The sequence below is a fragment of the Tunicatimonas sp. genome (genome assembly GCF_049647865.1).
In the GTDB taxonomy this organism is placed as follows: domain Bacteria; phylum Bacteroidota; class Bacteroidia; order Cytophagales; family Cyclobacteriaceae; genus Tunicatimonas.
Genome location: NZ_JBARYM010000035.1, coordinates 1 through 11,975 on the forward strand (window position 1 = coordinate 1; position 11,975 = coordinate 11,975).

The 11,975-nt window shown below is 47.1% G+C and carries 7 protein-coding genes; 6 read left to right on the forward strand and 1 reads right to left on the reverse strand.

Features of this window, described 5'->3' with window-relative positions:
- From hypE to porU, 6 genes are all read left to right on the forward strand, one after another.
- The coding region (gene hypE / locus WBA23_RS01520; RefSeq protein WP_424580471.1) for a hydrogenase expression/formation protein HypE at positions 1 to 940 on the forward strand (940 nt) is incomplete at its 5' end.
- A gap of 2 nt (positions 941 to 942) precedes the next feature.
- Positions 943 to 2,031: a hypothetical protein gene (locus tag WBA23_RS01525; RefSeq protein ID WP_424580472.1), complete on the forward strand. Its 1,089-nt coding sequence runs from the start codon at positions 943 to 945 to the stop codon at positions 2,029 to 2,031.
- Between the two features lie 168 nt (positions 2,032 to 2,199).
- Positions 2,200 to 2,760 carry a bifunctional nuclease family protein gene (locus tag WBA23_RS01530; RefSeq protein ID WP_424580473.1) on the forward strand — a complete coding sequence of 187 codons (561 nt, stop codon included), beginning with the start codon at positions 2,200 to 2,202 and terminating at the stop codon, positions 2,758 to 2,760.
- Positions 2,761 to 3,030: 270 nt separating this feature from the next.
- Positions 3,031 to 4,926 carry an alkaline phosphatase PhoX gene (locus WBA23_RS01535; RefSeq protein ID WP_424580474.1) on the forward strand — a complete coding sequence of 632 codons (1,896 nt, stop codon included), beginning with the start codon at positions 3,031 to 3,033 and terminating at the stop codon, positions 4,924 to 4,926.
- Between the two features lie 69 nt (positions 4,927 to 4,995).
- Positions 4,996 to 6,942 carry a cytochrome c peroxidase gene (locus WBA23_RS01540; RefSeq protein WP_424580475.1) on the forward strand — a complete coding sequence of 649 codons (1,947 nt, stop codon included), beginning with the start codon at positions 4,996 to 4,998 and terminating at the stop codon, positions 6,940 to 6,942.
- Positions 6,942 to 10,310 carry a type IX secretion system sortase PorU gene (gene porU / locus WBA23_RS01545; protein ID WP_424580476.1) on the forward strand — a complete coding sequence of 1,123 codons (3,369 nt, stop codon included), beginning with the start codon at positions 6,942 to 6,944 and terminating at the stop codon, positions 10,308 to 10,310. The genes WBA23_RS01540 and porU overlap by 1 nt, the downstream gene beginning before the upstream one ends.
- Positions 10,311 to 10,477: 167 nt before the next feature.
- Here the strand turns inward: porU and WBA23_RS01550 are convergent, their stop codons facing one another.
- A complete protein-coding gene (locus WBA23_RS01550) occupies positions 10,478 to 11,665 on the reverse strand; it encodes an ATP-binding protein (protein WP_424580477.1) in 1,188 nt (395 codons plus the stop codon).
- Positions 11,666 to 11,975 lie beyond the last annotated feature (310 nt).

Sequence of the window (11,975 nt, forward strand, 5' to 3'; positions counted from 1 at the left end):
CGTAATTCTCAATCTCTTTTCGGATGAATCCGAGGGCGAACGTCACGATGGTGCTCTGCTTCAACTTAGTGGAAATACGGCCTTCACGACCGATAGCTTCGTCGTGTCGCCTCTGTTCTTTCCGGGCGGCAATATCGGTGATCTGGCGGTCAATGGTACAATTAACGACTTAGCGATGTGCGGAGCCACGCCTCAGTACTTATCATTGAGTCTGATCATTGAAGAAGGTTTACCCATGACCAAGCTGTGGGAAGTGCTACTCACTATTCAGCAGTGCTGTAAGCAAGCCGGAGTGAAGATAGTAACTGGCGATACTAAGGTGGTAGAACGTGGCAAAGGCGACAAGCTATTTATCAATACCGCTGGAATTGGCAAAGTACACGAAAAAGCGAATATCGGTATTGACCGAGTGCAAGCGGGTGATAAAATTATTGTAAGCGGTCCACTAGCTAACCACGGAATGGCGATCATGTCGGTGCGAGAAGGACTAGAATTTGAAACAGAAATCCAGACGGATTCAGCCCCACTTCACCAACCAGTACAGAAATTATTAGATTCGTTTGGTTCATCAATTCACTTGCTGCGCGACCCAACCCGGGGTGGGGTGGGTACGGTGCTTACCGAAATTGCTCGTAGTGCTAATCTGGGAGTAGACCTACGGCAAACCGATATTCCGGTAGAGGAACAAGTGGCGGGAGCCTGCGAACTGTTAGGATTAGATCCACTTTACGTGGCTAATGAAGGACTTTTCCTGGCTATTATTGCGGCCGATATTCACGAAGCTGCTCTGGAGCAATTGCGGGATTCCGGTTTTTCGAAGTCAGTCTGTATTGGTGAAGTGACCGAGAAACATCCCCGTCAGGTGGTTTTGACCAGCGGTATTGGTGGTCGCCGGGTAGTGAATATGTTGGCGGGCGAACAACTGCCCCGAATCTGTTAGCTATGGCCATTCATCTACCTCAAGCAAACGCCCAACTTCGCATGTTCAATGGGGCGTACGATAACCCGTTTTTAGCCCCCCGTGGGGTGCACTTGCTAGGAAACAAACTGCTAGTATCAGATACCGGAAAAAATAGGGTCTTTATCTGGAATCAGATTCCTACCCAAGAATTTCAGTCGCCCGATGTAGTTTTAGGCCAAGATATCGCTACTGGCACCGGGCGCAATCAGGGCAGTAAGATCAGTGCTTCTACAATGCAGTATCCTTCCGGGCTATGGAGTAACGGTAAAATACTAGCCGTAGCCGATGCCTGGAACCACCGGGTGCTAATTTGGCATAATTTTCCAACTCAATCGGGACAACCTGCCGATGTGGTGCTAGGACAAACGGATTTCTTAGGTAATGAACCCAATCAACTAGGAGTGGGGAGCACCCCTTCCGAACGTACCATGAATTGGCCCTACGGACTTACGTCGGATGGTGAGCACTTGTGGGTAGCCGATACGGGCAACCGACGGGTTCTGTACTACGACCAAATTCCGACTGAGAATAATGCTCCGGCCGATAAAGTTATTGGAAAAGATACTTTTGATGATCGCGACTACGATCATCAGCACGCCATATGGCCGTACTCGGTTAAACTAAGTCCGCACGGGCAGTTAGCCATAACCGATACCCAGTACTACCGGGTATTACTGTGGGAGCGTTGGACCGATGCTTTTAGTCAACCAGCTTCGGTGATTATTGGCCAACCAACTTGGGAGGCGAATGGGCAAAACCAGTTCGGACTATTTCCCCAAGCTAATACCCTCAACTGGTGCTACGATAGTTGTTTTGATAATACTGGTTTGTGGGTGGCTGATACCGGCAACAGCCGGTTGCTGCGATTTAGCGAGCTGCCTCAGCAGCATAATCAACCGGCGGATAGCCTGATTGGCCCGAAGGACTTTTCTACCAGTAGCGAAAATGCCGAGACGATAAACGGGACTAACAATACGCTGTATTGGCCCTTTTCAATATCGATCAGTGGTCAAACAATGGCTTTAGCCGACACCGGTAACCACCGCATTGTGCTAATTGATAACCATTAATAGAGATCGGAAACCGGAGGCAGGGTGCCGGAGGCGGGAGACCGAAATTCAAAAGAACAATAATACGTAATGTTCCTTAAACTTGTATTATAATGAATACCAGTTTAAGCGATGCATATGCGTTCCGGTTTCCGGCACCCGAACTCTGGTTTTCGTAAAAAGCTGATTATGGAAAAAATAGCATTGGACGTAGTAGCGCTTACCGATAGCGAATCCCACCCAGGTAATTTCGCTTTAATACTGGAAGAGCGCCCCGTGGGGCGTCGTTTACCGATTATTATCGGTAAGGCTGAAGCCCAAGCGATTGCAATGGCTTTGGAAAATATGCAGCCCCAGCGTCCGCTCACTCACGATCTGTTTAAGCAAACGTTAGAAGCCCTTCAGGCTACATTAGAAGAAGTATTCATCTACAAATTGAAGGATAGTAGATTCTATGCTCAGCTTCAACTCAAAAATATGTCAGAAGAAGTAATCATAATAGAAGCTAGAAGCTCCGATGCGGTGGCTCTCTCCGTGCGCTTTGCTTGCCCTATTTATACTACTTCTGAAATACTCGACGCAGCAGGATTTGTTTCTGACTCAATAGCAGTAGTAGATAAAAAGGGCCCCTTCTCGGATTATCCACTAGCGGAGTTGGAAGCATTATTAGCCAAGCTATTAGCCAAAGAAGACTACCAAAGTGCGGCTCGCATTCGTGACGTTATTGAGAGGAAGAAAAACAAAAAGTAACATATACGTATTAGCGTATTTTAATTACCTAGTTGAATCCACTCAAAGTAGTCTTTTTTCTACTGGTAAATTAGGGTTTATCGTTAATCAATTGGAACATATAATATTGGTTATTAGTGGGCTTTTGCAAGATCGGTAGGGAATGATAATAATAAATTAACATAGATAACAATTCATTTACATAATGGTAAAATTGCCGTAACTGGCTGAAGAAGGTATAGTGCTAACTTGAACGCAGTTTTCATCAACAGTACAACCTTAATTTTTACCATGAAAAAGTGTTACTTATCCCTATTAGCAGCTGTCTTATTCTGCTACAATTCCTACGGCCAATTTTTCTTCGATGTTGAAGTCGATACTGTCTGGCTACCCGAAACCGTGGTAATGCCACCCTCACCATTAAAGTACCAAGTCCTGTTTGTTGGTCAGTCCGATAAGGTGCAAACCACCGCTACTAACGGAAATGCCGCCGGTGAAGCGCTGGCTAAGCAGTGGCACGATTTCATCGGATTCACTCCGGATTCGGAAAGCGACGATCTAGGCTGGATATCGGTGAACCATGAAATGATTGCTTCTAACGATAGCATTGGCGATGGCGGGGGAATGACCGTTTTTAAGGTGCGCCGCGACCCCAATACCGATACGCTGCAAGTAGTTGAACAAACCCTCTCTGATGGAAGAAATGGGATGTTCTTTAACGTAGACTTTGCCAACACTGTGGGCGAAACTGGTATGAACTGCGGTGGAATTACTTCTCCCGTAGACGGACGTATCTGGACTGCGGAAGAGTGGTACCGCACTAGTAATATTAGCATCTCTCGCCCTGACAGCGAAGGTCGTCCGGTAGGAGTACGAGATACCTCTAACTATACCATTACTACCGATATTCCCGGTGAGTTTGCGGGGGCTACCATTGAGAAGTTTCAGAACTTTAATTATATGGTAGAAATTGATCCTCGCGAAGCCAAAGCCATCCGTAAGCAGTACAACTGGGGTCGTCAACCCTTCGAGGGTGGGGCACTGATGCCCGATAACCAAACGGTATACCTGGGCGCCGATGCTACTCCCGGCTTGTTCACCAAATTTATTGCCGATACCCCAGGCGACTTCACCCGAGGCACTACCTACGTTTACAAGCACGATCTAAACGATTCTATCAATGGCAACTGGGTAGAAATGGATAATATGTCATTGGACGAAATGCTGTATTTCGCCGATTCAGCCCTAATGGAAGGAGCCACTATGTATAATCGTTTAGAGTGGCTTACTCAATACGACGGGAAAGTTTATATGTCGGAAACCGGGCGCGATAATATCCGCGATCGCTTTGAAGAAGGTGCGGCTATGGGCGGAGTGCTGGATTATCACTGGCTAGAGCCGGTACGGGCGCGTCATCCCAATCTGGAAGCTAAAACTGATGATCAGGTGATCGACTTCGTTCGCGCCGGGTTCTACAATGACTATTACGGTCGGGTACTCGTTTACGATCCCGCAACCGATGAAGTAGAAACCTACCTAAACGGTGGCCCGTTCTACGAAGAATCACCCGAAGTTGGTGCTTATCCTGACAAGCATCTCACCAATCCTGATGGCTTAAACGTGATGGTGGTGAACGGTCAGCCGTACATGGTCATCAACGAAGACCTAAACGGTACGTCTAACGCCCGCGTTCCGGCGGGTATTGGTAACCGTACTTGTGAGGCCTTCTTGTTAGATATGAATAAAGCGAACCCTACGGTGAATGATTTAGTACGTATCTCCATTGTACCGGTAGGAGCCGAAGTAACTGGGGCACAACCTACTCCCGACGGAAAAACGTTGCTCCTGAACTCTCAGCACCCGTCTACCGACAATCCTTTCCCTTACAATAACTCGCTCACCTACGCTATCACCGGTTGGGACGATGCCGTTGCGGCCATCACCGCGGTGGAAGATCAAGTAACCGAGGTAGAAGGATTGAAGTTCTGGGCCGATCACGTGCAGCGCGTGCTTCGTACTAGTGAGCGAGTAGATATGGCACTGTACGATGTAATGGGACGCCGCCTACGGGTCGTGCGTAACGTAACCGAAGTAGACGTTCACGATCTACAGTCCGGTACCTACATCATGCGAGCGTTTGGCCACGAATCCAATAAAGTGGTTGGTGCCAAATTCATCTTAGAATAATATTTCTGACCTATCCGAAGGCTAAAGTGTACTGCGCTTTAGCCTTTTTTTTTTCTAACCCTTTCTCCTATGAAACGACTTCTACTATTATTTTCGTGCTTGTTATTTATTGGAGTGATAATTACTTCATTCCGGCCCGAGCAGAAACAATTGTTAAGTCCGGCAGCCGAGGTGAAAACCCAATTTCTGAAAGATCTACGCACCTTTCAGACTGCTTGTGAGCGGTTGCACCAAAGCACCCAGCAACTTACCGAAGCGAACTTAAAGGATACTCAGCAAGCCTTTATCAGTGCCCGTTATGCCTACAAAACCATTGAGTTCCTGGCGGCCTATCTTGATGAAGAGTTCATAAGAAATAATATTAACGGAGCCCCGCTGCTATCGTTAGAACCCAACGCTCCTCAGCTAAGCATTATTGAGCCTGAAGGCTTTCAGATACTAGAAGAAACTCTGTTTAGTGACGATCCTTTAACAGAGAAGGAAGCAATTGTCGCGTTTACCGAATCACTGAATCGTAGTGCTCAGGAGCTCTCGTATCTGCGCCAGACCTACCTCACCGACCGTCAGGTAATTGAAGCGGCTCGTATGGCGCTAATCCGCGTATTCACTCTGGGAGTAACTGGGTTTGATTCACCGGTGCTGGCGAATTCACTGCCGGAAGCTTCTCAGGTATTAGTTTCACTACAGAGGGCTATCCAACTATACATCCCGCTGGTTGAAACCAAAGACGCTAAGTTGGCCAACCGATTAGAAAGCACGGTTGTGGAAGCGGTAGACTACCTAGCAGAAAACCAGGACTTTGATACGTTTGACCGGCTCAGTTTTTTGAAGAATTATGTTAATCCGTTGTACGCTGATTTGCTGGATGCTCAGTTGGCCCTTCAGATTGAAACCTACTACGAGACTACATCAACCAACCGTAAGCACTCGATCAACTACTTTGCGAAGAACATTTTTGCCGAAGATTTTCTCAATCCGTTTTACTACACGCGGATGTCTTCTCAGCAGTACACCGATGCTACGGTACAGCTAGGTCGTACGCTCTTCTTCGACCCAATTTTATCCAAGAACAACGAGCGATCTTGTGCTTCTTGCCATCAACCGGAAAAAGCTTTCACCGATGGTTTACCTAAAAGCCTAGCAACCAATAATCAGGAAACCGTGAAACGTAACGCACCCACCTTGCTCAATGCGGCTTACGCCGATCGGTACTTTTATGACCTACGTTCTGAAGTGCTAGAAGACCAAATGGACCACGTGGTATACGACCACCGGGAGTTTCAAACCAGCTATCTTTCAGTGTTTGGAAAGGTCGAGAAAAGCAGCGATTATTTAGCGATGTTCGCAGAGGCCTTTCCCGAAATGAAAGACAATCAGGTAAACAAGCATACGATGACGACGGCTCTGGCCGCCTATATTGTTTCTCTCAAGAGCTTCTCTTCTCCGTTTGATCAGTACGTTCGCAACGAGCAGGAAGAATTAGATGCTTCAGCGAAGCGGGGGTTTAATCTGTTTATGGGAAAAGCCGCTTGTGGTACTTGTCACTTTGCTCCTACGTTTAATGGCTTGGTTCCGCCCATCTATCACGAGTCCGAATCGGAGGTGCTAGGGGTACCCAATACCACCGATACGGCATCAATGGAAATGGATGCGGATTTGGGGCGATCTTTAGGTGTGATCAAGGAGTACGTAGATTTTTATAAGCATTCCTTCAAAACTACTACCGTTCGTAATGCAGCTTTAACCGCTCCCTACATGCACAATGGAGTGTACGAAACCCTGGAAGAAGTGGTAGATTTCTACAACCAGGGTGGAGGAGAAGGCCTGGGGCTGCATGTTCCCTACCAAACCCTGCCGCCCGATCCGCTTAATCTAAGCGAACAAGAACAAGCGGATTTAGTAGCATTCATGGAAGCTCTGACTGATACATCTCAGGTAAATCAAATTCCTCAGAAATTGCCTACATTCGCTGAAAATGAGGATTGGAACCAACGTAAAGTTGGTGGTACGTACTAATGATATTCCTTCGCTGCCAACTTCTTCTGATTGTCCTTTCTCTAGGGATAGTCGCTAATGGAAAAGGGCAAACTATAAGCAGTTTGCCCGAAGGAGAAATATATCAGTTTAAGATTATTGAAGACGGAGTCTGCCGAGTTGATTACGATCTACTAAAGAAAGCTGGGTTAGCGGTTGATCAGTTAAATCCGAACCAGATACACGTTTATAGCCAGCGGGGAGGTTCTTTACCTCAAAGTAATTCAGCATTTACGCCTCAGTTGGTGGAGTTGGCTATTCATCCGGTGGGTTTTGAGGATAATGTATTTAATGAGGATGATTACTTTCTGGTATACGCCGAGGGGCCGGACCAGATGACGTACGATCTACTTAGCAACTTTTATACGGTAGAGCAGAATCCTTACGCCCGGGAAAATTCTTTGTTTTTGGTTATTGAGGATAAACCGGCTAGTGTCGTACCTAATAAGCCTAGTATTGCCTTTGGCTGGGGCGCGCCGGTAGAAAGCTACGTGGGAGTCTATCATCACGAGGAGCATAAAACTAACATCGTTCATTCGGGGCGGGAGTGGTTTGGCGAGGCCTTGGAAGAAGAAACGCCTACCGTAACGGTTCCCTTCTCAGCCGGAGCTGTGCTAAGTGGGGCGGAAGCAAAATTACAATCATCCGTAGTTTCTATTTCCGGCAGAAGTTCTCACTACGAGGTTTTGCTAAATCGTCAGGTGGTGGGAACGCTAGAACCAACGGCGGCGCAGCAAACGCTGTACGGCTACCGCGGACGAGCAGCTACCGAACTGCATAGTATTCAGCTCGACGATGAAGTTTCCAATACGTTATCAGTACAAATCAGTACGACGACCGACGGCGGAGCTGGTTACCTGGATTATGTAACGCTCAATGTGGAGCAACCACTTCGCTACGATGGGCAGCCCACCCGTTTTCGCAATCCCCTGATGAGTACACACAGTGTTTCTCAGTTTCGGGTTCAACAACCTACTGATGAAATGTTGATTTGGGATATTACCGATCCACTACAGGTGCAGCAGCAGCAATGGAATTTGGTAAACGAACGAGCTAGATTTCAGGTGTTTGCCGATACCATTCGGGAGTACATTATGTTTGAGCCGACCACAATGACGCAACAGCCAGCGTTCACCGGAAAAGTGGTTCACCGCGATATTCTCAGTCAAGAAACCCCTGAACTACTAATTATCACTACCGAAGCTCTGCAAGCACAAGCCGAGCGGTTGGCGCAGTTTCGGCAGGAACACGACGGACTCACTACTCAGATTGCTCTTCTGCCGGACATCTACCGAACGTTTTCTTCGGGGCGGCAGGATGTAACGGCTATTCGCAATTATATTCGCCATCTTTACCAAAAAAGCGATGCGTTGCGCTACGTTTTGCTGTTTGGCGATGCTTCTTACGATTACCTCAGTACGGAGAATAATACCAATGTAGTTCCCACTTACCAATCGCATGAATCGCTGCACAACGTACACAGCTACGCTTCCGATGATTACTTTGGGTTTCTGGAGCCAGCAGAAGGAGCGTGGCGAGAGTCTACCCAGTCAATTCCTCACGATTTAGACGTAGCCATTGGGCGGATTCCGATCAATACTTCCGAAGAAGCAGCTACGGTAGTGGATAAGCTTATTCACTACGCATCGAGTCCGGAGGCGTTCGGAAAGTGGAAGCAACAGCTACTGTTTGTCGCCGACGATGGCGATGAGAATAAGCATCAACGTCGTTCCGACTTTCTAGCATCTCAGACGGAATCGCAAACGATATTTTATGCTGAGCGGCTGTTCATGGATGCTTATCCGCAGGAAGAACGTTCGGCACCGCTCATCCGGGAAAAATTGGATCAGCATATTGAGAAGGGAGCTTTTCTGGTAGACTTTATCGGGCACGGTGGAGAAACCGCCTGGACTGATGAGCGAATTCTGGATTTACCCATGATTGACAGTTGGGAAAATTACGACCGCCTCCCCATCTTTTTAACGGCTACCTGCGAGTTTGGTCGCTACGACGATCCCCGGCGACAGTCCGGAGCCGAACGAGCTTTGTTACATCCGGAAGGTGGAGCCATAGCGATGCTCACTACGGCCCGCCCGGTATTTACCGGAGCCAACTTCGAGATCAGTTCCGCTTTCTACGAAGTGTTTACCCAAAAACTCGCCAGCGAAGCCCGAACCGGCAAAGTACGCCTCGGTGATATCTTTCGAGAAACGAAGAACCGAGGCATCTCCGGAACCTCCAATCGTAATTTCACCCTGCTGGGCGATCCATCTATGGCATTAGCCATTCCTGAACGAACCGCCACGATCACTGACTGGCAAACCTCTCCTGCTTCAGGAGATACTTTGCGGCCTTTACAACACGTAACGTTGCAAGGAGAGATACAACATAGCACCAGCCGGGATGCCCAGTTTAACGGAACTATCTACGTAGATTTTTTCGCTCAGTCTGAGCAAAAGTCTACGTTAGGTTCGGAAGGTACGGAGGTACTGGAGTATACCGACCGGAGCGCCCGGCTTTTTCAGGGGAAGGCTAGTGTAAAGGACGGGGCTTTCACGGCTACGTTACGCGTTCCCAAAAACCTTTCATCAGAGATTGGTAGCGGAAATATCCGGTTGTACGCTGAAGACCCCCAACGTCAGGTAGAAGCGATGGGACGCTTTGATCAGTTTACGTTGGGTGGCGAGCCAGTAGATGCTGAAGCGGACCTTTCGCCTCCCGAAATACGTCTGTTTCTTAACCAGATCAGTTACCCCGCCACCACGACCGTATATAATCGCCCAACTCTGCTAGTAGAGTTAGCTGACCCTAGCGGAATCAATACGCTACCCGGTGAACATGCCATTCATCTATCTATTGATGGTAATACCACTCGGGAAATTCAAGATTGGTACGAAACTGAATTAGACAATTCGCAAGCGGGTAGCATTGCTTTTCCACTGGCTTATCTACCTCCGGGTAAGCATAGCCTTACGGTGCAGGCATCCGACACGTATCTTAATACCGCTCGGCAAACCTTAGACTTTACTATTGTAGCTGATTCAATATTTATTTTAGAAACCTTCTCGGTATACCCCAACCCCACGGTTGACGAAGTGTCGTTTAATTTCTCGGTAAGCCCGGATAGTAAACCTGCGCGAGTGGAGATTCATTTGTTCTCACCAATTGGAGAATTAATGGCTAAGTGGCAGGAGGGTTTTGATCAGCAAAACCAAGATTTACTTATTCGTCGTTCACTGATCACCGATATTCCAGTTACCCTAATGCCCGGAGTGTACCCTTTTCGGTTCTATCTTTACGATGAGCAAAACCAAGTAGTCAGCCGCACCGGCAAGCTGGTCTTTCAGTAGGAAGTTCGAGGAGATAATACACCGCTGGTGGCAGGATGGTCAATTGATTATCCGCTGTGCTCAAACGGCTGCCAGTGAAGAAGAACAAAAAGCAGACCGGTTACCGGGGGTTTACTGGGAAGATCTGTGAACTCTACTTAATATTGTTAAAGGCTATTAGAGAAATCTTATTGTCCCTCATTCTTTACTTCTTCCATCAGATCAAACAACGATATGGCTTTCACATCCTTAGACATTGAAAACGTATCTTGTCCAGAATACACTACGTATCTTCTGGTTGCCTGTATATCTTCACAAGATAGATAAAACCCTTTTGATACCGAGGGAGAGGAGCTACGCTTTATCTCTATTGCCCATCGCTCGTTCACTCCAAATTCTAATACCAGATCAACTTCAGCCCCCCCAGCGGTACGGTAATAGAATGGAGTCATTCTAGACGGGGCGACCGCCATCAGATTTTCAATGACAAACCCTTCCCAACTGCCCCCAACCACCGGGTGGCCGAGCAAGTCATTCATTGCGACAATGTTGAGAAGTGCATGAGTTAAGCCACTATTGCGAACATATATTTTGGGTGAGCGAACCAGTCGCTTTCCCACATTACGGGTCCACGGCTTAAGGCGGCGAATCAGTAGTAAATCCACCATTAGGTCTAAGTACCGGTTAATGGTTACACTGGCAACATCTAGGTTGCGCCCTAGATGTGAGGCATTTAACATGGTTCCCTGGTTATGAGTCAGCATTGTCCAGAACCGTTCCAACGTTTCTGCCGGAATTCTTGGTCCTAACTGAGGAATATCACGTTCCAAATAGGTGCGAATAAAATCTTTGCGCCAGTCCAGACTATCCTGTTCTGTTTCGGCAAGTATACTTTCTGGAAATCCGCCGCGTAGCCATAGTGTATTCACTGCGTCTTGCCTGCCTTCTTCAGCCTTTGCGTATTCATGCAGGTCAACGGGGTAAAGTTCTATATAAGCAATTCGGCCGGCTAGTGACTCGCTAGACTGTTGGAGTAGATCAATTGAAGCTGATCCCAAAAACAGAAATTGCCCTGCTCTATTTCCTTTACGACGTTCTTTGTCAATAATCCCTCGTAGAGGCGCAAATACTTCCGGCAATCGTTGAATTTCATCTAAGATGATGAGCTTATCGCTATTTTCAGCGTGAAACAGAGTGATATCCCGCACTTTTTCTAAGTCAAGCCGGTCTTCTAGATCAAGGTAGACCGATGGTATGGCTTCAGAAATACTAAAAGCAAGGGTAGTCTTCCCAACTTGTCGAGGACCCATCAGGGCTACCGAGGGGCTACGTTTAAGAGCATTGCTTATTGTGTCTTCTAATCGGCGCTGAATCATAAGTATGTAAATTTAACACGCAATATTAAATTTACATAGTAAAATTTGGCTTTACACAAAATCTATTCTATTGTATAGGGAGAGTTACATGGAACGCCTATAAGTGCCTGGATATATTTGCCTTAATATCACTATCAGAAAACAGCTAGCCTCATACAATGCAGAATGAATGCACTGTTAACACAACATTTTGCCCCCAATCATCTTATACTATCGTATAGTTAAGAGGTAGATACTTTTACGTACACTTATTTTTTTACTTATATAATTTAGTTGTTTATGCCAGAAAGTACTGTTTCTTCGGTAGTGG

Bases quoted from the DNA above. Each gene is read 5' to 3' on its own strand.
- WBA23_RS01525 (WP_424580472.1), top strand. From the start codon at position 943: ATGGCCATTCATCTACCTCAAGCAAACGCCCAACTTCGCATGTTCAAT.
- WBA23_RS01530 (WP_424580473.1), top strand. From the start codon at position 2,200: ATGGAAAAAATAGCATTGGACGTAGTAGCGCTTACCGATAGCGAATCC.
- WBA23_RS01535 (WP_424580474.1), top strand. From the start codon at position 3,031: ATGAAAAAGTGTTACTTATCCCTATTAGCAGCTGTCTTATTCTGCTAC.
- WBA23_RS01540 (WP_424580475.1), top strand. From the start codon at position 4,996: ATGAAACGACTTCTACTATTATTTTCGTGCTTGTTATTTATTGGAGTG.
- porU (WP_424580476.1), top strand. From the start codon at position 6,942: ATGATATTCCTTCGCTGCCAACTTCTTCTGATTGTCCTTTCTCTAGGG.
- WBA23_RS01550 (WP_424580477.1), bottom strand. From the start codon at position 11,665: ATGATTCAGCGCCGATTAGAAGACACAATAAGCAATGCTCTTAAACGT.